This is a genomic window from Streptomonospora arabica (assembly GCF_039531585.1).
Lineage (GTDB): Bacteria > Actinomycetota > Actinomycetes > Streptosporangiales > Streptosporangiaceae > Streptomonospora > Streptomonospora halophila.
In genome coordinates, this window is the sequence record NZ_BAAAQI010000026.1 from 29,710 (window position 1) to 52,010 (window position 22,301).

The 22,301-nt window shown below is 74.6% G+C and carries 19 protein-coding genes; 7 read left to right on the forward strand and 12 right to left on the reverse strand.

What is annotated here, in order from left to right:
* Positions 1–33: 33 nt before the first annotated feature.
* The 4 genes from ABD284_RS24575 to fmt all read right to left on the reverse strand — a co-directional run bounded on the left by ABD284_RS24575 (position 34) and on the right by fmt (position 4,512).
* Complete coding sequence (locus ABD284_RS24575) at positions 34–1,080, reverse strand: phosphatase PAP2 family protein (protein WP_344148423.1); 1,047 nt, start codon at positions 1,078–1,080, stop codon at positions 34–36.
* Between the two features lie 94 nt (positions 1,081–1,174).
* Positions 1,175–1,840, reverse strand: a complete 666-nt coding sequence (gene rpe / locus ABD284_RS24580) for a ribulose-phosphate 3-epimerase (protein WP_344148426.1) — start codon at positions 1,838–1,840, stop codon at positions 1,175–1,177.
* A gap of 61 nt (positions 1,841–1,901) precedes the next feature.
* Positions 1,902–3,392 carry an RsmB/NOP family class I SAM-dependent RNA methyltransferase gene (locus tag ABD284_RS24585; RefSeq protein ID WP_344148429.1) on the reverse strand — a complete coding sequence of 497 codons (1,491 nt, stop codon included), beginning with the start codon at positions 3,390–3,392 and terminating at the stop codon, positions 1,902–1,904.
* A 187-nt stretch (positions 3,393–3,579) separates the two neighbouring features.
* Entirely contained in the window at positions 3,580–4,512 is a 933-nt protein-coding gene (fmt, locus tag ABD284_RS24590) for a methionyl-tRNA formyltransferase (protein WP_344148432.1), read from the reverse strand.
* Positions 4,513–4,658: 146 nt separating this feature from the next.
* Between fmt and ABD284_RS24595 the strand changes: the two genes are divergently transcribed.
* Both ABD284_RS24595 and ABD284_RS24600 read left to right on the forward strand, forming a co-directional pair.
* Positions 4,659–7,064, forward strand: coding sequence for a primosomal protein N' (locus ABD284_RS24595; RefSeq protein WP_344148435.1), 2,406 nt, complete (start codon positions 4,659–4,661; stop codon positions 7,062–7,064).
* A 522-nt stretch (positions 7,065–7,586) separates the two neighbouring features.
* Complete coding sequence (locus tag ABD284_RS24600; protein WP_386699080.1) at positions 7,587–8,207, forward strand: Uma2 family endonuclease; 621 nt, start codon at positions 7,587–7,589, stop codon at positions 8,205–8,207.
* A gap of 80 nt (positions 8,208–8,287) precedes the next feature.
* Here the strand turns inward: ABD284_RS24600 and ABD284_RS24605 are convergent, their stop codons facing one another.
* Together ABD284_RS24605 and ABD284_RS24610 are read right to left on the reverse strand one after the other, a co-directional pair.
* Positions 8,288–8,845 (reverse strand): DinB family protein, encoded by a 558-nt coding sequence (locus ABD284_RS24605; protein ID WP_344148441.1) that lies wholly within the window; start codon positions 8,843–8,845, stop codon positions 8,288–8,290.
* 117 nt (positions 8,846–8,962) lie between these two features.
* Complete coding sequence (locus tag ABD284_RS24610; RefSeq protein WP_344148444.1) at positions 8,963–9,796, reverse strand: SAM-dependent methyltransferase; 834 nt, start codon at positions 9,794–9,796, stop codon at positions 8,963–8,965.
* 441 nt (positions 9,797–10,237) lie between these two features.
* On the opposite strand from ABD284_RS24610, the gene ABD284_RS24615 reads away from it, so the two are divergent.
* From ABD284_RS24615 to ABD284_RS24635, 5 genes are all read left to right on the forward strand, one after another.
* Positions 10,238–10,624, forward strand: a complete 387-nt coding sequence (locus ABD284_RS24615) for a DUF3870 domain-containing protein (protein ID WP_344148447.1) — start codon at positions 10,238–10,240, stop codon at positions 10,622–10,624.
* Positions 10,621–11,946 (forward strand): CaiB/BaiF CoA transferase family protein, encoded by a 1,326-nt coding sequence (locus ABD284_RS24620; RefSeq protein WP_386699081.1) that lies wholly within the window; start codon positions 10,621–10,623, stop codon positions 11,944–11,946. The genes ABD284_RS24615 and ABD284_RS24620 overlap by 4 nt, the downstream gene beginning before the upstream one ends.
* 83 nt (positions 11,947–12,029) lie before the next feature.
* On the forward strand, positions 12,030–13,220 hold the full coding sequence (locus tag ABD284_RS24625; RefSeq protein ID WP_344148450.1) for an acyl-CoA dehydrogenase family protein: 1,191 nt from the start codon (positions 12,030–12,032) through the stop codon (positions 13,218–13,220).
* Between the two features lie 67 nt (positions 13,221–13,287).
* The gene (locus tag ABD284_RS24630) at positions 13,288–13,752 is read left to right on the forward strand and encodes a nitroreductase/quinone reductase family protein (protein WP_344148453.1); all 465 of its coding nucleotides are present in this window, start codon (positions 13,288–13,290) and stop codon (positions 13,750–13,752) included.
* Between the two features lie 385 nt (positions 13,753–14,137).
* Entirely contained in the window at positions 14,138–15,388 is a 1,251-nt protein-coding gene (locus ABD284_RS24635; protein ID WP_344148456.1) for a DUF418 domain-containing protein, read from the forward strand.
* Here the strand turns inward: ABD284_RS24635 and ABD284_RS24640 are convergent.
* From ABD284_RS24640 to gmk, 6 genes are all read right to left on the reverse strand, one after another.
* Positions 15,378–16,937, reverse strand: coding sequence for an OFA family MFS transporter (locus tag ABD284_RS24640; protein WP_344148480.1), 1,560 nt, complete (start codon positions 16,935–16,937; stop codon positions 15,378–15,380). The two genes, ABD284_RS24635 and ABD284_RS24640, sit on opposite strands and share 11 nt — an antisense overlap.
* A 264-nt stretch (positions 16,938–17,201) precedes the next feature.
* Complete coding sequence (locus ABD284_RS24645) at positions 17,202–17,708, reverse strand: Uma2 family endonuclease (protein WP_344148459.1); 507 nt, start codon at positions 17,706–17,708, stop codon at positions 17,202–17,204.
* A 372-nt stretch (positions 17,709–18,080) separates the two neighbouring features.
* Positions 18,081–19,274 carry a methionine adenosyltransferase gene (gene metK / locus ABD284_RS24650; RefSeq protein ID WP_311543525.1) on the reverse strand — a complete coding sequence of 398 codons (1,194 nt, stop codon included), beginning with the start codon at positions 19,272–19,274 and terminating at the stop codon, positions 18,081–18,083.
* A 423-nt stretch (positions 19,275–19,697) separates the two neighbouring features.
* On the reverse strand, positions 19,698–20,924 hold the full coding sequence (gene coaBC, locus ABD284_RS24655) for a bifunctional phosphopantothenoylcysteine decarboxylase/phosphopantothenate--cysteine ligase CoaBC (protein WP_344148464.1): 1,227 nt from the start codon (positions 20,922–20,924) through the stop codon (positions 19,698–19,700).
* 111 nt (positions 20,925–21,035) lie between these two features.
* Positions 21,036–21,302, reverse strand: coding sequence for a DNA-directed RNA polymerase subunit omega (rpoZ, locus tag ABD284_RS24660; protein WP_131098133.1), 267 nt, complete (start codon positions 21,300–21,302; stop codon positions 21,036–21,038).
* Between the two features lie 128 nt (positions 21,303–21,430).
* Positions 21,431–22,063, reverse strand: a complete 633-nt coding sequence (gene gmk, locus ABD284_RS24665) for a guanylate kinase (protein WP_344148468.1) — start codon at positions 22,061–22,063, stop codon at positions 21,431–21,433.
* Positions 22,064–22,301 lie beyond the last annotated feature (238 nt).

Here is a 22,301-nt window from a genome sequence, read left to right on the forward strand (position 1 = left end):
TCAACGTTTCTGGCAACAGTGTGCCATGCCGGGTCATTCCCGATCGGCAGCGGGCCCGTCCGACGGCGCGTCGGCGGTCCGTCCGGCGCCCGCGGCGGGGCTCGCTCCGGCGGGGCGCTCGGCCAGGCCCATGCGCAGGAAGAGCTCCGGCGCGCCCAGCGCGGACCAGGCGCCCAGCACGGCGAAGACCAGGTACTCGCGCAGCAGCCCCGCGGTGCCCGCGGCCCCGGGGACGGCGACGTCGACCGCCACGAGGATCAGCACGGTCCCGGAGATCCCGATCACATAGCGCGCGGCGCGCGAGACCGCCGAGCCCGCCGTGCTGTACCAGCCGCGCACGGCCAGCGCCGACAGCCCGAGCACACCGCCGAAGAGGCCGCCGGCGACGCCCGCCATGTACTCCAGCGAGGCGTGGTCGAGCCCGGGCGGCACCGAGCCGGTCCACTCCTCGGGCGGGCTCCAGTCGGCGTGGAACAGGGCCTGCCACCCGGCGGCCGCGAGCAGCGCAACCAGCGAGGCGGCGAGCGCGAGGCCCGTCTGCGCGGGCAGGCCCAGGCGCCGCCAGCGTGCCAGCAGCGCGTCCTCGTAGCGCAGCGCGGCCCACAGCACCGCCGCGCCCAGCAGCCAGCCGGCCAGCACGTCGGTGACGAAGTGCGCGCCGAGGTAGATCCGCGTCAGGCCGACCGCCGCGATGGTCGCGGCGGCCGCCCACCACGCCCACCTCCGGCGAAGGCGCAGCGCCGTGTACCCCCACAGCACCAGGGACGTCGTGGCGTGGGCGGAGGGCGCACCGAAGGTGGTCTCGCCGGCCAGCGGGCGCACGGAGAGGTGGAACCAGGAGGGCCGCGCACTGTGCAGGACGATCTTGAGCAGGCCGGCGACCAGAGCGGCGCCGGTGGCGATCAGGTAGAGGCGCGCGCCGACCGCCGCGTTCAGGCTCCAGAACACCAGGGGCACGAGCACCACCAGCAGCGCCTGGGAGCCGAGGACGCTCACGGCCTCCATGGGCGCCTCAAGCCATCGGCCCCAGCTCTGGATCCACTCGACCACGACGATCTCGACGTCCCACACCGCGTCCATGCACACCTCGCGTATCGCGATCCAGACCTCGGATTGTCCGACTCGTTCCGATCAGTGGGGGCCGTCGACTACGCGGCGCCCCCACGCCGCGCGGCTACCCGGCGGCCTTCTGCGCCCGGGCCCGCAGCGCCCGGACCGCGTCGGCGGGGTCGTCGGCCTTGTACACCGACGAGCCCGCGACGAACACGTCGGCACCGGCCTCCGCCGCCCGCTCGACGGTCTCGTCGGTGATGCCGCCGTCGACCTGCAGCCAGACCGAGCCCCCGCCGGCCGCGATCAGCTCGCGGGCGCGGCGGAGCTTCGGCAGCACCAGGTCGAGGAACGCCTGGCCGCCGAACCCGGGTTCGACCGTCATCATCAGCAGCATGTCGACCTCGGGCAGCAGGTCGGCGTAGGACTCCAGGGCGGTGCCGGGGTTCAGCGCGAGCCCGGCCCGCGCGCCCTGCCCGCGGATCTCCCGCAGGGTCCGCACCGGCGAGCGCGCCGCCTCGGCGTGCACGGTGACGCTGCCCGCTCCGGCCTCGGCGTAGGCGGGCGCCCAGCGGTCGGGGTCCTCGATCATCAGGTGGCAGTCCATCGGCACGTCCACGGACTTCAGCAGCGACTCCACGACCGGCAGGCCCAGGGTCAGGTTGGGCACGAAGTGGTTGTCCATCACGTCGACGTGCAGCCAGTCGGCCGCACCGGAGACCGCCGCGGCCTCGTCGGCCAGGTGCGCGAAGTCGGCGGACAGGATGCTGGGTGAGATCTGGATTGCCACGCGGCCGAGTCTATTAGCGGATCGGCGCGGTTCCCGCGCCGCCCGCGGCTCCCGCGCCGCCTCAGCGCTTGCGCAGCAGCGCCAGGAACATGGCGTCGGTGCCGTGGCGGTGCGGCCAGAACTGGACGTAGCGCCCCTCAGGCCCCGCCGCGACGTCGGGCACCTCGCCGAGGTAGTCGGCGGCGCGCAGCGGTTCGGCGTCGGAGCGTTCGGCCAGGACCCCTTCGACGACGCCGCGCGTCTCGGGCAGGTGCGGCGAGCAGGTCACGTAGGCGACCACGCCACCGGGGCGCGCGGCGTCCAGCGCGCGGGCGAGCAGGCCGCGCTGCAGCGGCTCCAGGTCGGCGGCGGTCTCGGGCGTACGCCGCCAGCGCGCCTCCGGGCGGCGCCGCAGCGCGCCCAGGCCGGTGCAGGGTGCGTCGACGAGCACCCGGTCGAAGGCGCCGTCGCGCCACGCCGGGCGCGTGGAGTCGGCCACCACGGTGCGGCCGGCGTCGCGCGGCGAGCGCTCCACCGCCCCGGCGACCAACCCCGCCCGGGCGGCCTGGACCTCGACCGCCAGCAGGCGGGCGTCGCGCCCGCCCGCGAGCCCGGCCAGCAGGGCGGCCTTGCCGCCCGGCCCGGCGCAGGCGTCCAACCAGCGGGCGTCGGCGCCGTCGAGCCCGACGCGGGTCAGCGCGAGCGCGACGAGCTGGCTGGCCTCGTCCTGCACTGCGGCACGGCGCTGGCGGACCTCGCGCAGCTGCGCGGGATCGCCCTCGGGCAGGTAGGCGCCGTAGGGCGAGTACTGCGCGCGCGTGGCTCCGCCGCCGACCAGATCCTCGACCGCGGCCCGGCCGGGCTTGGCGACCAGCGTCACCCGCGGCCGCTCGTTGTGCGCGGCGAGCAGGCGCTCGGTCTCGGCCATGGCCCCGCCCGGCTCCGGGTCGGCTCCAAAGGCGCCGCCCGCGGCGTCCTCGCCCAGGGCCGCGGCCAAGGCCTCCACGATCCAGCGCGGGTGGCTGTGGACCACGCTGAGGTGGCCGACGGGGTCGGCGGTGCGGTCGGGCGCCACGATCGCGGTCCAGTCGTCGAGGCCGCGGCGGCCCACCTTGCGCAGCACCGCGTTGGCGAATTTGCCCCGGTGGTGGCCGACCACCCGGCGGGCCAGGTCGACGGTCGCGCTGACCGCGGCGTGCGGCGGAATGGCCGTGGAGAGCAGCTGGTGGGCGCCCAGCCGCAGGACGGGCAGCACCTCGCTGTCGACCGATCGCAGCGAGCGGTCGATGCAGGCGTCCAGGATCGCGTCGTAGGTGCCCTGGCGGCGCAGGGCGCCGTAGGTGAGCTCCGTGGCGAGCGCGGCGTCGCGCCCGTGGAGCCCGCGCTCGCGCAGCAGTGAGGGCAGCAGCAGGTTGGCGTAGGCGTCGCGGTCCTGCACCGCCCGCAGCACGTCGTAGGCGGTCCGCCGCGCCGGGTCCTTCGGAGCGGGCGGCGCGGTCTTGCCGCCCTTTCCGCCGCTCCCCCCGTGCTTGCGGGGCGAGGAGCGGTGGGACGGACGGGAACGGTCACTCACAGGGAACTCTGCCTTCAGCCTCACCGGGGGGTCTGCACTCGGCCCGCGCGCCGACCCACCGGCCACGGGCGCAGGGGCCGGTTGTGGGCTCGGGAACGGGGGGACCGCCCTGTCGAGGATACTCACTCTGCGTACCCGATGCCCCTCCGCGGCCGGGATCGCGCGGTCCCGCGCCCGGTGCGGGGACTCAGTCGGCCCCCAGGACGTCGGCGTCCGCCGGGTGCACGCCGCGGGCCCAGTCCACGGCGGGCATGCGCCGCTTGCCCTGGGGCTGGACCTCGCCCAGTTCCACCGGGTGGGTGGCGGTGCCGGCGAAGACGCGGTCCCGGGTGACGCCGATGCGGCCGGGCGGCAGCGCGTCGGCGCCGATGACCGGCCGGACCGGGCCGAGCTTCAGGCGCCGGCCGCGGAAGGTCGTCCACGCGCCGGGAGCCGGGGTGCACGCCCGGATCAGGCGGTCGACGCGCATCGCCGGTGCGGTGAAGTCGACCTCGGCGTCGGCGGGAGTGAGCTTCGGCGCGAAGGAGACGCCGTCGCCGCTCTGCGGGCGCGGCGCCAGCTCGCCGGACTCGATGCCGTCCAGGGTGCGCAGCAGCAGGCCGGCCCCCGACTCGGCGAGCCGGGCGAGCAGGTCGCCGCTGGTGTCGTGCGGGCCGATGGGTTCGACGACGGTGCCGTAGACCGGGCCGGAGTCGAGGTCGGGCTCGATGAGGAAGGTCGCCGCGCCGGTGAGGTCGTCGCCGTGCAGCACCGCGTGCTGCACCGGCGCCGCGCCGCGCCACTGGGGCAGCAGCGAGAAGTGCAGGTTCACCCAGCCGTGGGCCGGGACGTCCAGGGCCTCCCGGCGCAGCAGCGCGCCGTAGGCCACCACCGGGCAGCAGTCGGGGGCGATCTCCCGCAGCCGACGGAGGAACTCCGGGTCGCTCGCCTTCTCCGGCTTGAGCACCTCGACGCCGGCGTCCTGGGCGACCTGGGCGACCGGGCTCGGCGCAAGGCGCCGCCCCCGCCCCGAGCGGGCGTCGGGCCGGGTCGCCACCGCCGCCACGTCGTGGTGGGAGCCCAGCAGCGTCTTGAGCGAGGGCACCGCCGCCTCGGGGGTTCCCGCGAAGACCAGTTTCATGCGACCGCTCTCCCTCACCTGTTCTCGTCCTGCGCAGCACCTTGTCTATCAGTCCGCCCGCGGGTGCGGGCTCCGATCCGCCGGTCGCGTCCGCTTCGGCGCAGCGCGGCGGGGGTGTCGGCGGGCTCTGGTAGACCTGTTGTCCGATGACTCCGCCGCCCGGCCCCGACGAGGGGACCCTGTTCGACGTGCCCCGCTCCGCCGCGGGGGCCGACGGGGTGCCGCCGCCGGCCGGGCGGGGCGCGGCGGAGCCCCCGGAGGAGGCCGCGAGCACGGGGGACGCGGGCGGGGCCGCTGCCGCCGACACAGGCGCGGCAAAGCCCGCAAAAAGCGCCAAGCGCCCTAAGCCGCAGCGTCCGGCCGAGCGCGATCCGGTCGCCCGTGTCGCGGTCGACACCCCGCTCCCCCACCTCGACCGGCTCTTCGACTACCGGGTTCCCCAGAGCATGGACGCCGACGCCGTCCCGGGATGCCGGGTCCGGGTCCGGTTCAACGGCCAGCTGCTCGCCGGCTTCCTGGTCGAGCGCCGCGCCGAGTCCGAGTTCCAGGGCCGGCTGGCCTACCTGCACCAGGTGGTCTCGCCCGAGCCGGTCCTCACTCCGGAGATCGCCGGTCTGGCCCGCGCGGTCGCCGACCGCTACGCGGGCACGTTCAGCGACGTGCTCCGGCTGGCCGTGCCGCCGCGGCATGCCCGGGTGGAGAAGGAGGAGGCCCGGGCCGCCGCGGAGGCCGCCGCGACCGCTGACACCGCCGCGGAGGCCGCCGAGGGCGCCGACGAGCCCGCGACGGGGGGCGGGGCCGCAGCGCCGGACGGGGGTGCGGACCGCGGTTCCCCCGGCGGTGCGCCCACCGAATCCGCCGGCTCCCCGGAGGGGGGGTCGGCCGCCGCTGACTCCGGCGGACCGGAACCGGACGGTTCCGCGGCCGCCCCCGACCCCGCCGACCGAACCGGTGGAGCCCACGACGCGCTCCCCGCTCCCGAGCCCGGACCCTGGGCCGCCTACACCGCCGGGCGCTCCTTCCTCGCCGCGCTGCGCTCGGGCACCGCGCCGCGCGCGGTGTGGAACGCGCTCCCCGGCCCCGACTGGGCCGACGCGATCGCCGTCGCGGCCGCCACCGCCGATGAGGCGGGCCGGGGCGCGGTCGTGGTCGTGCCCGACGGCCGCGACGTCGAGGCCGTCGACGCGGCCCTGAGCCGGCGGCTGGGCGAGGGCCGCCACGTCGCGCTGACGGCCGGCCTCGGTCCCGCCGAGCGCTACCGCCGGTGGCTGGCCGCGCTGCGCGGCCGCGTCCGCGTCGTCGTCGGGACCCGCGCCGCCGCGTTCGCCCCGGTGCGCGACCTGGGCCTGGCAGTGCTGTGGGACGACGGCGACGATGTGCACGCCGAGCCGCACGCGCCGTATCCGCACGCGCGCACGGTGCTGACCCTGCGTGCGCACCGGGCGCAGTCGGCGGCGCTGGTCGGCGGCTTCACCCGCACCACCGAGGGCGCCCGGCTCGTCGAGTCCGGGTGGGCGCACCCGCTGACCGCCGACCGCGCCGCGGTGCGCGGGCGCGCGCCCCGCGTGCAGGCCGCGGGCGATGACAGCGAGCTCGCGCGCGACGAGGCCGCCCGCACGGCCCGCATCCCCAGCCTCGCGCTGCGCGTGGCCCGCGAGGCCGCCACCGGCGGCCCGGTGCTGGTGCAGGTGCCACGCCGGGGCTACCTGGCCTCGCTGGCCTGCGGTTCCTGCCGGGCGCCCGCGCGCTGCGGCTCCTGCCAGGGCCCGCTGGCGGTGCGCGGCGCGCACGCGATGCCCTACTGCCGCTGGTGCGGCCGGATCGCCGGCGAGTGGGCCTGCCCGTCCTGCGGCGCGTCCCGGATGCGCGCGGGAGTCGTCGGCGCGCGCCGGACCGCCGAGGAGCTGGGGCGGGCGTTTCCTGCGCTGACGGTGCGCACCTCGGGGCGCGAGGGGGTGCTCACCGGCGTGGGCGGGCGCCCCGCGCTCGTGGTGGCCACGCCCGGCGCCGAACCCGCGGCCGAGGGCGGCTACGCGGCGGCGGTGCTGCTGGACGGCTGGGCGCTGCTGGGCCGCGCCGACCTGCGCGCCTCCGAGGAGGCGCTGCGCCGCTGGTGCAACGCCGCGGCCCTGGTGCGCCCGGCGGCCGAGGGCGGCCGGGTGGTGGTCGTCGCCGACGCCCAGCTGCCGGCCACCCAGGCGCTGGTGCGCTGGGACCCGGGCGGTTTCGCCGAGCGCGAGCTGGCCGAGCGCCGCGAGCTCGGGTTCCCGCCGGCGGTGACGATGGCCTCGGTCACCGGCGGAGCCGCGCCCGTGCGCGAACTGCTGGACCAGGTCGAGCCGCCCGCCTCCGCGGAGCTGCTGGGCCCGGTGCCCGTGGGCGGCGCCGGAGCGGAGTCCGACGACTCCCCCGCCGAGCGCGCCCTGCTGCGCGTGCCCCACTCCGACACCCTCGCGCTCGCCGCGTCCCTCAAGGCCGCGGCCTCGGCCCGCAGCGCCCGCAAGGACGAGCACCTCGCCCAGGTCCGCATGGACCCGCTCCACGTGGTTTAGGCCTGTTGGAGAAGGCGTGTCTGCCGGGCTTGACCGGCATGTCGGGGCTGCACATGAACGCGGCCTCCGGTAACCGGGACAGCGACCAGGCAGCCCGAACCGCCGCCGCCCCGCGGCAGCGGGCGCGGCGGACCGGCCGGATGGAGCCGCCGGCGGCTTCCGGACGGCATCCGCCGGCGCGCCCGCACCGGTGCGCCCTGGCGCGACTGCCCGAACGCCAGGGCCACCGGCTCAAGCGGGTCCGCGCTGTGGCCGCGCGCTACGACAAGCCGCCCTGCGCTACGAGGCCGCGGTCCGGATCGCCGTGCTCGGCATCCGGCTGCGCGACCTCGCAGCCACACCTTCGTGAACAGGACCTCATGCCGGTCGCCGCGGACGCGGATTCCGCGGCGCGGCGCGCGGCGGAGGGGGATTTCGCGCATGCGCGCTCGGCCGCTCTCCCGAGTCGGTGGAGTTCCGCGAAGCCGCCGCGAAACCGGTGCGCGCTCTGAATACTTGGTTCCATGCAGGCAAGGAGGCATCATGGTTGTCATGAGCATCGAGGAAGCGCATCCTCAGCAGCGCCCGTTGACGGTGAAGGATCTGGAGCGCATGCCGGACGACGGCAGCCGCTACGAACTGGCCGAAGGGCGGCTTGAGGTGTCGCCGGCTCCGACGTTCATCCATTCGCTCATCAACGACAGGTTGAGCTTTGCATTGAACAGGCAGGCCCCCAAAGGCTTCACGGTGGTGAGCGGGGCCGGCATCAATTTCGATGCCGACCGCACTCACCACCGAGTTCCCGACCTGTCGGTCATCCCACGCGCAGCTCGGGAAACCCCCTACCTTACGCAGGCCCCCCTATTGGCGGTGGAGATCGTCTCGAAATCGAGCGTCTTCCACGACCATCACACGAAGCGCACCGAATACGCCAAGTTCGGTATCGAGTCATACTGGATCATCAATCCGGACCTGGAGAATCCGGGGATTCTCGAACTCCGCCTCGAGGACGGTCAGTACCGCGATGCGTCACGAGCATTCGGATGCGACCTCTTCACGACCGAGGCCCCGTTCCCGGTTACGTTGGTTCCGTACTGGCTTGTCGCTGACAGCGACGACTGGCAGGACGAGATCGGCGGCAGCGACACATCCGAGGAAGCCTGAAGACCGCATAGCCGCAGTGCGTGGAGGCGGGTTCTCCCATCGGCAGGACTCGAACGGGGACCCGCCCCCGCGAGCCCACCTCACAGGGCGTCGTCCCGGTGGGCCGGGTGGGCGCGGTAGAGGTCGCGCAGCAGGGCGATCTCGGCGTGGTGGTGGATGATCTCGCGGTTGACGTGCAGGGCCAGCGCCGCGAACGGGCGCTGCGCCCACTCCGCGGTTTCGGCGGCTCCCACCGGGGCGGCGAAGTCGGCCTCGCTCAGCTTGCGCACCTCGCCGCACCAGCGCCGGTGGGCGCGCTCCAGCCGGTCGAGGGCCTGGGCGGCGCCGCCCGGCCACACCGGCTCCTCCGGCGGCACGGCGCTCCCGCCGAAGTGGCGGTCGATGCGCGCCTCCAGCACCACCACGATGACGTGGCTCAGCCGCCAGGCGATGGTGGTGACCGGAGGAGGGTCGGGCTCGGGCCGGGCGAAGTCGAGCCCGAATCCGCCGTCGGGGCGCGGGCGCACCGACCAGCAGCCCTCGACCGGCTCCCAGAAGTACTCGTCGTCGTCGAGCCCCTGCAGCCTGGGCCGCATGGTGCGTGCCCAATGGGACTCCAACTGGCCGAGGATCTCCGCACCCCACTCCGGCGCCGCCATGGCCGCCCCTTTCCGTGCCGCTCCGCCGATCCCGATCCGCCGTGCTCCCGCTTCGCCGACCCCGGCGCCGTCTCCCATTCCCGCGCCTCCCACCGGCCTCTCGGACGGACGGCCTGCTCAGCCGCTGCGGCCGAGTCCGGCGAGGACGCCGGTGGGCTCGCCGCTCACCTCCTCGTCGGGGTAGGGCCACCAGGCCATGTCCGCGAGTCCGGGCTCCACGAGGGTGAAGGGCTCGAACACCGACGCCGCGATCTCCCGGCTGTGCGGGTCGCGCGCCTCGGGTACGGGCTGGGCGATGGCGACGTGCCCGCCGCGGCCCATCCGGGCGTGCAGCGCGCGCACCAGGTCGTGGACGAGGACGCCGTCGCGCCGCAGCGCCGTGGTGTCGGTGATGAGGACGCCGACCGGCTCGGCGAAGTCGACGAGGCCGCGCTCCGCGAGCCGGTCCGTCAGCGCGCCGGGGTCCATGCGCTCAACGGCGACCACGACCGCCGCGGTGTCGTCGGCGCCCGCGCGCCCGGCGCGCAGCGCGGCGCTGGACTCGGCGTCGACGTAGACGACCCGGGAGCCCGGCGCGTACTCGCGCGCGGCGCGGCCGACGCCCTCGTCCACCGGCAGGCGCGATCCCAGGTCGACGAACTGGCGGACGCCGGCGTCGGCGGCGAGATAGCCCACGGCCCGGCGCAGGAACCCGCGCCGGGCCTCGATCAGGGTGCCGCCGACCTGCGCCGGCACGCGGCCGTGCGCGCTCGCGGCCGGTCCGGCGGCTTCGCCCGCCCCCGCCGAGCGGCCGCCGGCTCCGGGCCCTCCCGGGTCCCGGCGCGCGGGGTCGGTCGGCGGCCCGAACGGCGCCCGGCCCCGGCGCTCGGCCATGTCCACTACGCGCTGGTCACCGACCTCGGCCGCGGGCCGCTCGTCGCCGGTGTGCACCGCTCGCCGGTGGTCAGTCACGGTCGCGCTCCCCGGGCCGTCGGCCGGTGCCGCGGGCGCCCGGCGCCGCCGTGGGGCGCGTGGTTCGCACGGCCCGCGGGGTCCGGGACGGTGGCCGGTCGCCGCCGCACCTTCAGTTAGCGCCCGATGTTACCGGTTGTGAGGCAGATCATTCACCATCGGAAAACTTCACGGTTCTTTTCCCGGCGGCCCCCTGGCGCTCCGGGCCCGAGGCCCCCGCACCGGCGCGGCGCCCCGCCGGGCGCGGCCCCCGATTGACACGCCGCGGCGCCGGTCGGGAATACTGTGAGGCGCCTGCCCTCCCGCCGAGGGCGCCCGGCTTCCCCCGGCCGCCCCATCAGGCGCGAGACTCCAGCACACCGGGAGATCCGCATGTCCCAGGGGCATGTGACGCGTAGCGTCGCCGCCGACGGGCGGCGGCGGGTTACGGGAGGGGGCGCTGTGCGCGCGAACGACGGCATCAGGCCGCTGCTGGATGATCCGGGGATCATCCTCGTCTCCGGCTATGCCCGGCTGCCCGACACCGTGGCGAGCCATTCCCAGTACGAGCGGCTGGGCGTCGTGCTCGCGGTCGACGTGGCCGACGGCAGGATCGTCGCCGCCGACACCACCCTGCTCACCGACCTGGCCAAGGAGTTCTTCCGCGCGCTCGTCGAAGGGCTGTCGGTGACGCGGGACATGACCGAGATCGTGGACCGCGTGCAGCGCCGCTACGCCGGGCAGTCCGGCGGCGCGCTGGCCACCGCGCTGCGCCGCTGCCTGGAGGCCTTCCACCAGCGGCGCGCGGCCGAGCCGGCGCAGGGCCCCGGCGCGAGCGGGCCGGCGTGACCGGGCAGGAGCGCTCCGCGCCGGGGGCGCGGCACGCGTCCTCCCCCTCCCCCGCCTCCGACCAGGGCCCCGCCACGCCCGGGCGCCCGCTGGAGGGGGTGCGGGTGGCGGACCTGTCCCGCGTGCTGGCCGGCCCTTACGCGACGATGCTGCTGGCCGACATGGGCGCCGACGTGGTCAAGATCGAGCACCCCGGCCGCGGCGACGACACGCGCGCGTGGGGCCCGCCGTGGGCCGGCGGCGAGGCGAGCTACTTCCTCGCGGTCAACCGGAACAAGCGCAGCCTGGCCGTGGACCTGAAGGACCCCGAAGGGCTCGCCGCGGTGCAGGAGGTCTGCGCGGGCGCCGACGTCGTCGTGCAGAACTTCCGCCCCGGCGTGGCCGACCGCCTGGGACTGGGCTACGCCGGCGTCAGCGCGCGCAACCCCGCCGTCGTCTACTGCTCCATCAGCGGCTTCGGACCGGAGCACGAGCCGGCCGAGCGGCCCGGCTTCGACCTCATCGTGCAGGCCGAGAGCGGGTTCATGGCCGCCACCGGCGAGCCCGGCGGCCCGCCCGTCAAGGCCGGTGTGGCGATCACCGACGTGCTCACCGGGCTCAACGCCGCTGTGGCCGTCCTGGGCGCACTGGTGCGCTCGCGCGCCACCGGCCGCGGCGAGCACGTCAGCGCCACCCTGGTCAACTCGGCCCTGTCGGGGCTGGCCAACGTCACCCAGCAGGCGCTGGTCACGGGCACCGAACCCGAGCGGGTGGGCAACACCCACGGCTCCATCGTGCCCTACCAGGCGTTCGCCACCGCCGACGCCGACATCGTGGTCGCCGCCGGAAACGACGCGCTCTACGTGCGGCTGTGCTCGGTACTGGGCCGCGACGATCTCGCCGCCGACCCGCGGTTCGCCACCAACCCCGACCGGGTGGCCCACCGCGCGGAGCTGGTCGCCGAGATCGCGGCCGAGCTGCGCACCCGGCCGGCGGCCGAGTGGCTGGATGCGCTGCTGGCGGCCGGGGTCCCGGTCGGGCGCGTCCGCGGCGTCCTCGACGCCGTCGGCAGCGCCCAGTCGGCCGGCGACGACGTGCTGCTGCGCGCCGAGCACCCCGCGGCGGGACCGCTGGACCTGGTGCGCGCCGGGTTCCGGCTGGATTCGGCGGCCGCAGGCGAGCGCACCGCCGCCCCTCCGCCGCTGCTGGGCGAGCACTCTGCGCGGGTACTGGCCGAGTCCGGCGTGTCCGACGAACGCGTCGCCCGGCTGATCGACCGGGGTGCCGTCCACCAGGCCCGGCGCGAGGGCGCCGGCCCCGGCGGCGCTCCGCCGACCGGCTGACCGCCCCGACACCCCGCCGGGACCCGCCGCGCCGCCGGCTCGGTCCCACGACCCGACCGCCATTTCGAGGAGGCACCGCCCAGATGAGCGACCAGCACCGGCCCCAGGCGCCCGACCCGCAGGACTTCCTCGCGCTCGACGCGACGCTCTCGGCGGAGGAGGCCGACATCCGCGACACCGTCCGCGCCTTCGCGAACCGCGAGCTGCTGCCGCACGTCGCCGACTGGTACGAGGCCGGCACACTGCCCGATCCGCGCGGCCTGGCCCGGGCCTTCGGCGAGCTGGGCGTGCTGGGTATGCACCTGGAGGGCTACGGGTGCGCGGGCGCCGGGGCGGTCGCCTACGGCCTGGCCTGCCGCGAGCTGGAGGCGGTCGACTCCGGGCTGCGCAGCTTCGTGTCGGTGCAGGGGTCGCTGGCCATGTACGCCCTCCACCGTTTCGGCTCCTCGGAGCAGAAGCGGGAGTGGCTGCCGCGGATGGCGGCGGGCGAGGCGATCGGCTGCTTCGGGCTGACCGAGCCCGACTCCGGCAGCGACCCGGGGTCGATGCGCACCCGTGCCCGGCGCGACGGCGCGGACTGGGTCCTCGACGGCACGAAGATGTGGATCACCAACGGCTCGGTCGCCGACGTAGCGATCGTGTGGGCCGCCACCGACGAGGGCGTCCGCGGGTTCGCGGTGCCCACCGACGCCCCCGGCTTCACCGCCAACACGCTGCACCGCAAGCTGTCCCTGCGCGCCTCGATCACCTCCGAGCTCGTCCTGGAGGGGGTGCGGCTGCCCGGCGACGCGCTGCTGCCCGGATCCGCGGGCCTGGGATCGCCGCTGTCCTGCCTCAACGAGGCCCGGTACGGCATCGTGTGGGGCGCGGCCGGCGCCGCGCGCGCCTGCTACGCCGCGGCGCTGGACTACGCAGGTACGCGCGAGCAGTTCGGCGGGCCCATCGCCGGCTTCCAGCTGACCCAGCGCAAGCTCGCCGACATGGTGCTGGACGTGAACCAGGCGGGGCTGACCGCGATGCGCATCGGCCGACTCAAGGAGGCGGGCGCCTGCCACCGCAACCACATCAGCCTGGGCAAGTTCGGCAACGTCGCCGCCGCCCAGCGGGTGGCGCGCGCCGCCCGCTCCCTGCACGGCGCCAACGGGATCACCCTGGAGTACCCGGTGATGCGGCACATGGCCAACCTGGAGACGGTGGCCACCTACGAGGGGACCGAGGAGATCCACGCGCTGAGCATCGGCCAGGCGGTGACGGGCGTCTCGGCGTTCCGGTGAGGCGCCGCAGGTGCGGGCGGTCCGCGGAAGCACCAGAATGGGGGACAACCGAGCAAGGGAGACGTCGATGCCAGACCAGGCCGGCCGCTTTCCCCGTACACGGCTGCGGCGCACCGCCAACGCCGTCATCGCGGGCTTCATCACCTACGGCATCAGTCCCGGCGAGATGCGGCTGCTGACCACGCGCGGCAGCAAGTCGGGCTTTTTGCGGACAACGCCCGTCAGTCTGGTGGAGAACGACCAGGGAAGGTTCCTCGTCGGCGCGTACGGCGAGACCGGCTGGGTGCGCAACATCCGCCGCGACGGCTTCGCCACGCTGCGCCGCGGCGGGTGGATCGAGCTGATCAGCGTCGTAGAGACCGGGCCCGAGCGCGCGGCGCGGGTGCTCAAGGAGTACCTGGACCATCCGCGCGCCGCGGTGGTGGCCGGCGAGTTCACCGCCGCGCCGGACTCCCCTGTCGAGGCGTTCGGGCAGGAGGTCGAGACCCACCCCGTCTTCGAGATCGTCCGCAGCACCACGGTGCGCCTGTAGGGCGTGTTCGAGGGGTCCCTCCGTAACGGGCGGCGCACGCGGATGCGCCCCGCGCTCCGAGCGCGAAACGCCGCTTCGCGGCGCGAGTCGCCGCCGCAGGGACCGGTACCGCTCTCGCACGGCCGGTGAAGGAGTCGGGGCGGGTCCCCGGCCCACGGGCACGCAGCGGGAGCGGTGCCGGCGCGCCGCGCAATGGGCCGGCGGCCCGCCGAACACGCCCGAGAACAGGGGGTCGGCCGCCCGCGCGGCGTACGACCAAAGCAGCACACCGCCTCGGCACCCGGCAGGATGTCTCGGACAGCTCCGTGCGGCCACGCTGGGCGTTCGGGAAGGGCACTCTCCCCTTCCGGACGTCTTCCGCGGCGCACGAACGGAGCATTCAACGATGGACACCACCTCCGCCGGGGCCCGGGCCCGCCCGGCGCCGGGGGCCGTACGGGGGCGGCTTCCGCTGCTGGACGTGCTGCGCGGCGCGGCCATCCTCGGCACGCTGGCGACCAACATCTGGGTCTTCACGGCCCCCGGCGCCGAGATGAGCCTGCTCAGCGGGTCGGTCCAGTTGGTCGACGTGCGCGGGGTGCTGTCCGACCCCTCGGCGGGGGCCGCGGCCGAGGCGCTGATGCGCTTCGCCGCCAACGGCAAGTTCCTCGCGCTGCTGACCCTGCTGTTCGGTGCGGGTCTGGCGGTGCAGTTCGGCTCGGCCGCCCGCCGGGGGCGGCGCTGGCCGGGCCGCTACACGTGGCGTGCGCTGTTCCTGTTCGTCGAGGGGACCGTGCACTTCATCCTGGTGTTCGCCTGGGACGTGCTGATGGGCTACGCGGTGGCGTCCCTGGTGGCGGCCTGGGTGCTGACCCGGTCGGCGCGTGTCCGCTCGGCGGTGATGTGGGGGGCGGGCGCCCTGCACGCCGCGGTGATGGGCCTGCTGACCTGGGCGCTGGCGGCGGCGCCGACCGCAGTCGCCGGATCGGGGCCGTCGCCGGAGGTGGTCCGCCTCTACGCCGAGGGCGCCTACACCGAGCAGGTGGCGGCCCGGCTGCAGAACGCGGCGGTGCTGCGGATCGAACCGGTGCTGACGTTCTTCCTTCTGCTGTTCTTGTTCCTGGCGGGTGTCCGGCTGCTGCGGGCCGGGGCCTTCGACCCCGGCCCCGCGGGCGCGGCGCTGCGCACCCGCCTCCTGGCGTGGGGGCTGGGCGCGGGAGTGCCGCTCAACGCGGCCACCACGCTGGCCGGCGACGCGTTCTTCCTCGTCGACCGCTACATGGCCGCACCGGTGGTGGCGCTGGGCCTGGTCGGGCTGGTCGGCACGCTGCTCGACCGGTCCGGCGGCGACGGTTCCGGACCGCTCTCACGGCCGCTGGCCTGCCTGGGCCGGACCGCACTGACGGGCTACGTGCTGCAGAACGTGCTGGCGACGGTCCTGTGCTACGGGTTCGGGCTGGGCCTGGCGTCGCGCCTGGCGGGGTCGGGGCCGTGGTGGGTCATCGGTCTGTGGGCGGGCATCTGCCTGTTCCTGCTGGCGGGCTCGGTGCTGTGGCTGCGCCGCTTCGACCAGGGCCCGCTGGAGGCCCTGCAGAAGGCGGTGCTGAACCGGATCCCCGAGCGCGAGCGGTCGGCGGGGGCGCGGGTCAGCCGGTGAACAGGCGCGCCGCCGTGGTACTGACGCGCAGGACGGCGTAGCCGAGGAGTATTGCCACCACCGCCCACGACGCCACGAGCAGCGGGAGGGTGCTGCGCGACGCGCCCTCGCCGGTCCGCGGCGCTGCTCCGCTCGGGTCGGGCGCCGCGGCAGCCTCGGCCGCCGGTGCCGCCGGCGCGGACTCCTGCTCGGCGGGCTCGAAGAAGCGCGCGTTCACGCGGCGGATCAGCAGGTTGGCGGTGAACCCCACGACCAGCAGCCCGACCATCGTGAACAGCGGCGCCTGATAGGCGTCGCGAGTGAGGGTGCCGGGCTCGCCCTGGGCGTCGAGGAACGCGTTGATGATGAGCGGTCCGGCGATGCCCGCCGCCGACCACGCGGTCAGCAGCCGGCCGTGGATGGCGCCGACCTCATAGGTGCCGAAGAGGTCGCGCAGGTAGGCCGGCACCGTGGCGAACCCGCCGCCGTAGAAGGAGATGATGATGCCCGCCGTGGCGACGAACACGATGGTGGAGGTGCCGCCGACGGTCGCCATCAGGATGTAGAGGATGGCGCCCGCGCCCAGGTAGAAGGCGTAGATCGGCTTGCGCCCGACGATGTCGGAGGTCGAGGACCACACGAACCGGCCGGCCATGTTGAACAGCGACAGCACTCCCACGAACCCGCCGGCGGCGGCCGCGGTGACGGCCGAGGTGCCCGAGGCGTCGCGGAAGAAGTCCTGCAGCAGCGGGCTGGCGTGCTCCAGGATGCCGATGCCGGCGGTGACGTTGGTGAACAGCACGGTCCACAGCAACCAGAACTGCGGCGTGCGCAGCGCGTTGTTGGCCGAGACCCCGTCGGAGCCGGCCACCGGAGCGTGGTTGTTGGCGGCCGGGTCGTACCCGGCGGGCCGCCACCCCTTGGGCGGCACGCGGACCAGCGCCACGCCCATCATCATCAGCGCGAAGTAGCCCAGTCCGAGGGTGACGAACAGGCCCACGAGCGCGCCGCCGGAGGCCACCGAGCCGGGGACCGTGGCGTCGTAGGCGGGGTCGTAGAGGGCCATAAGCTGGTTGGACACCGGCGAGGCGACGAGCGCGCCGCCGCCGAAGCCCATGATCGCCAGTCCGGTGGCGAGCCCGGGCCGGTCGGGGAACCACTTCATCAGGGTCGAGACCGGGGAGATGTAGCCGATCCCCAGGCCGATGCCGCCGAAGAAGCCGTAGCCGAGGTAGAGCAGCCAGAGCTGGCCGGTGGCGATGCCGAGCGCGCCGACGAGGAACCCGCCGCTCCAGAACGCGGCCGCGACCAGCATCGCCTTGCGCGGCCCGTTGTGCTCGACCCAGGTGCCGCCCAGCGCCGCCGACAGCCCCAGCATCACGATCGCGATGGAGAAGATGATGCCGATCTGGGTCTGGCTGGCGTCGAAGTGCTCGACCAGCGAGTTCTTGTAGACGCTGGTGGCGTAGGCCTGCCCGATCGACAGGTGCACCGCCAGCGCAGCGGGGGGTATGAGCCAGCGGTTGTAGCTCCGGGGAGCCACGGATCGTTCCCGGTCCAGCACACTCAACGCGGACAAGCGGCCCCCTCAGCGCGGTCTCGGGCCGTCTCGGCCCGGGGTTTGGGCACACTGCGCCGGGTGCATGCGGCGCGCACACTAGTTCGCATACCGCATACAGCCGACTGCCGGAATGATGCCACGAACCGAACATTGAGGGAACCCGCGCGCTCGGGGGAAGTGTGCAGCCCTGCCGCCCCGGGCCGGCCATCCTGACGTCGTCGCCTGAGACGGATGCCGGTGATATCCGTGGGGCGGCCGGCCCGATAGCGATCCTCAGCCGATGAGTCGGCGGCAACGCGGGAACCCGGCCGCGTTCGGAATGAGCTTCCCTTCCGGCAACGGGAGTTCGATGCCGTCACAGAAGTCGTGACCCGATTTCTGCGCGTAAACGCCGTGGGAAGGCTCGGAGTAGGCCGTGATATCGCCCGTGCGGGGGTCGACCAGCAGGTACACGGGGATTCGCCACAACGCGTACACCTCCGGAAGGACATGGAGATCCTTCGTGGCGTTGCTTGGGGGAACGACTTCGGCGACGAGGTGCATCTCCACCGCGGGGAGCACCTGGTTTCCGGTATCGAAAACCTCCTTCGGCGCCACGATGAGGTCCGGCACCGCGAAATCGCCCCCGGTGACGTAAGGAGCGATGGCCGCACCGGCGGTGGTCGAGCGCATGGAGCGCGGCAACTGCTCGTAGAACTGCTCCGTCGTCTCGCTCGCGATGACGACGTGCTCAGCAATCGGCGCTGCGGTCAGGTGGATGCGTCCGCCGAGAATCTCCACCTTTGAGCCCTCGGGAACCTACATCTGCTCGGCGATCTCGCGAACCAGGTCGACCTCGACCGTGTGCGGACGCTCGCATAGTCCCATGGTCGCGGGCATTCCCTTCTTCTTCCCGTTCACGCTAGCGAGACGGTCCGACCATCGGATCCTGCTTACGGCGACTGACCGGATACGGCGAATATCCGCGTTCCGCCATCATCATGTCTGCGACCATGCTTACGCCCTGCCGTCCGCATGCCGGAAACCGTGGAACCGCGCCGGTTGGGCGCACGCGAAAACGCGCCCGGCCGCGGCCCTCGACGGGCCGCGGCCGGGCGTGCGTCGGTGCCGGGCGCCCCCGGAATCGGCGGGCGCTCGCGCCGGATTTCGGGGTTAGGCGCCCGCGGCGGACTTCAGGGCGGCCGCGCGGTCGGTCTGCTCCCAGGTGAACTTCGCGTCCTGGCGGCCGAAGTGGCCGTAGGCGGCGGTGCCGGAGTAGATCGGGCGCAGCAGGTCCAGGTCGCGCACGATCGCGGCCGGGCGCAGGTCGAAGACCTCGTCCACGGCCTTCTCGATGACCTCGGGGGCGACCTGCTCGGTGCCGAAGGTCTCGATGAAGACGCCGACCGGGTGCGCCTTGCCGATCGCGTAGGCGACCTGCACCTCGGCGCGGTCGGCCAGGCCGGCCGCGACGATGTTCTTGGCGACCCAGCGGGTGGCGTAGGCGGCCGAGCGGTCGACCTTGGACGGGTCCTTGCCGGAGAAGGCGCCGCCGCCGTGGCGGGCGTAGCCGCCGTAGGTGTCGACGATGATCTTGCGGCCGGTGAGACCCGCGTCGCCCATCGGGCCGCCGATCTCGAAGCGGCCGGTGGGGTTGACCAGCAGCCGGTAGTCGTCGGCCTCAAGGCCGTAGCTCGCGACGATCGGCGCGATGACGTGCTCCTTGACGTCGGGGGTCAGGAGCTCGTCGATGTCGATGTCGGGGGCGTGCTGGCTGGAGACGACGACCGTGTCCAGGCGGACCGGCTTCTGGCCCTCGTACTCCACGGTGACCTGGGTCTTTCCGTCGGGGCGCAGGTAGGGCACGGTCCCGTTGTGGCGGACCTCGGAGAGGCGCTCCGCCAGAGCGTGGGCGAGCTTGATCGGCAGCGGCATGAGCTCGGGGGTCTCGTTGTTCGCGTAGCCGAACATCAGGCCCTGGTCGCCGGCGCCCTGCTTGTCGAGCGCGTCGTCCTCCTTGTCGACACGGGCCTCATAGGCGGTGTCGACGCCCTGGGCGATGTCGGGGGACTGCGCGTCGAGGGAGACCGAAACCCCGCAGGACTGGCCGTCGAAGCCCTTGGCGGAGGAGTCGTACCCGATCTCCAGGATCTTCTTGCGGACGATCTCTTGGATGTCGACGTAGGTCTTGGTGGTGACCTCACCGGCCACGTGTACCTGTCCGGTGGTGATCAGGGTCTCGGCGGCGACCCGGCTGGCCGGGTCGTCCTTGAGCATCGCGTCGAGGATCGCGTCACTGATCTGGTCGGCCATCTTGTCGGGGTGGCCTTCGGTGACCGACTCGGAGGTGAAAAGGCGACGGGACACGTTGAGTGACTCCTTGCAGCGGCTGCTGGCTGACAGTTGTCGGCTCGGCTCGGCCATCACGGAGGGGAAGGGGGTCTCCTCCGCGAAACCGACCGACGCGGTTGGTTTCTGGGGACCACTGTAGTGGGGCGGTGCTCGGCGCGCTCGGGCGGCCTCGCCGCTCGGGCCGCACAACGTCGGCCCCCGAGGCGGGGCGGCATCGCCACGTCAGCGCGGAATGCCTACTCAGGCGGCAACCCGCGGAGTGTGACGCACGACACAGCCGAATTTCCGATACCGCCCCGATCATGCCCTTGTGCTGGGAATTTCCGTAGCGGAGAGCGAAACGGGAAGCTAGACACGCAACACGGAGCCCGGCGCGGGGCGATCGCGGAGTGGTCGGACCACCGCCGTTTCGATCACCCGGGGTAACCGGTGCGGCCGCTACGGGACCGTGTCGGCGGGAGCCAGGCGCGGGACCACGAGGTCCCAGACGCGGTCGGCCAGATCCTCCTTGGGACCGCTGCCGACCTCGGTGGCCGACCCGTCGGCGGCCAGCACCACCGCCTGGTTGTCCTCGGTGCCGAAGGCCCGGCCCTCGCCGACCTGGTTGACCACCAGCAGGTCGCAGCCCTTGCGGCGCAGCTTGGCGCGGCCGTTGGCGAGCACGTCGTCGGTCTCGGCGGCGAAGCCCACCACCACCTGGCCGGGGCGCCCCCGCTCGGCGGACAGCCGCAGCAGGACGTCGGGGTTCTCGACGAGCTCGACGGGGGCGGGCCCCTCCCCCGTCTTCTTGATCTTTCCGGTCGCGGTTTCGGTCGGCCTGAAATCGGCGACGGCGGCGGCCATGACGACGGCGTCGGCGTCGCCGCTGCGGGCGAGCACGGCGTCGCGCAGCTCGCGGGCGGTGCCGACGCCGACGACCTCGGCGCCGGCGGGCGGCGGAAGCGCGACGTTGGCCGACACCAGGCTCACGCGTGCGCCGCGGGCCAGTGCGGTGGCGGCCAGCGCGTAGCCCTGGCGGCCCGAGGAGCGGTTGCCGATGAAGCGCACCGGGTCGATGGGCTCGCGGGTGCCGCCGGCGGTGATGAGCACGTGGCGCCCGGCCAGGTCCGCGGGGAGGCCGCCGCGGGCGAGCACGCGGCGCGCGGCCGCGAAGAGGGCGTCGGGCTCGGGCAGCCGGCCGGGCCCGGTGTCGGCGCCGGTGAGCCGCCCCGCGGCCGGCTCGACGACCACGGCCCCGCGCGAGCGCAGCGTGGCGACGTTGGCGCGGGTGGCCGGGTGCTCCCACATCTCGGTGTGCATGGCCGGGGCGAAGACGACGGGGCAGCGCGCGGTCAGCAGCGTGTTGGTGAGCAGGTCGTCGGCGAGGCCGTGGGCGGCCCTGGCCAGCAGGTCGGCGGTCGCCGGTGCGACGAGCACCAGGTCGGCGCGGCGGCCGATGCGCACGTGCGGGACCTCGTGCACGGACTCCCACACCCCGGTGGCGACCGGGCGGCCGGAGAGCGCGGCCCAGGTGGGCTCGCCCACGAACCGCAGCGCGTCGGCGGTCGGTACGACGTGGACGCTGTGCCCGGACTCGGTGAGGCGGCGGAGGAGCTCGCACACCTTGTAGGCGGCGATACCCGCACCGACGCCCAGGACGACCTCGGGCCTATTGTCGATGTTCACCAGGAGATCCCAGCAGATGGGCCCGCGCGCCGCGCGGGCCGCCCCGGCCGGACGGTGTTCCGCGAGCGCCGCGCCTGTGCGGGCGGCGGCGGAACACGCCCGGGGGAAGGGTCAGGCGCCCTCGTAGGGCTCGGCGGTGAGCAGGCCGCTCTTGACCTCGCGCAGCGCGATGGACAGGGCCTTCTCCTGGACCTGGGTCTCGACCAGCGGGCCCACGTACTCCAGCAGCCCCTCGCCGAGCTGGGCGTAGTAGGCGTTGATCTGGCGGGCGCGCTTGGCGCTCATGGTGACCAGGCTGTACTTGCTCTCGACGCATTCGAGGAGGTCGTCGATCGGCGGGTTGGTGATGCCTTCGGCGACGGGCTCGGTGCCTGCCACGTGCGTCCCCCTGGAGGGTCGGACGGCCCCTGCCGGGACCTGCGGAATCTGACTCGGCTACAAGGATAGTCGACTGCGGGCTCCGCTCCGGCCGCCGCGCGTCCCGCGCGGCGTCGGCCCGCCGCGCGCTAGGCGGGCGCCCCGGGAGCGGCGTCGCCGCGGACGCCGATCAGGGCCAGCAGCCGCTCGCGCACCTCGTCCACGGAGGTGTTGACGAGGGTGACGTCGAACTCCTTCTCCGCCGCGAGCTCGACCCGGGCGGTGTCGAGGCGGCGCTGGACGACCTCGGGCGGCTCGGTGCCGCGCCCCGTGAGCCGGCGCACCAGCTCCTCCCACGAGGGCGGCGCCAAGAACACCTGGAGCGCCTCGGGCATGGTCTCGCGCACCTGGCGGGCGCCCTGCAGGTCGATCTCCAGCAGTACGGGCCGGCCGCCGCGCAGGCGCTCCTCGACGGGTGCGCGGGGGGTCCCGTAGCGGTTGCCCGCAAACTGCGCCCACTCCAGCAGCTCCCCGGCGGCGATCATCGCGTCGAATCCGGCGTCGTCGGTGAAGTGGTACTCCACGCCGTCGGTTTCGCCGGGCCGGGGTGCGCGGGTGGTCGCCGAGACCGACAGCCACACCTCGGGGTGCTCGGCGCGGAGTTCGCGCACGACCGTGCTCTTGCCGACTCCCGAGGGGCCGGACAGGACAGTGAGCCGCTGCGCCCGGCCGGAGCGCCGGCCTCCCTCGGCACGGGAGGCGGAGGCGGAGTCGTAGGACACGTGCGGATCTAACTCTCGAAAGGAGGGCCGGCCGCGTCGCGGCCGACGGCGGCCCCGACGGGTGCGGGCGGGTTCGGCGCTTCTCGCCGCCGGCTCACCGCGCCCGGCCTGCCCGGCGCTCGCGGCGCGGGCGGGGCGCCGTCCGGCGGAGCCGGTGGCGATTGGTCTTTTATACCACCGCGCCGACCGCGGTCCGGCCGCTGCGCTGAGCACGCGGCGGCGCCGGCCGGGGCGGCGC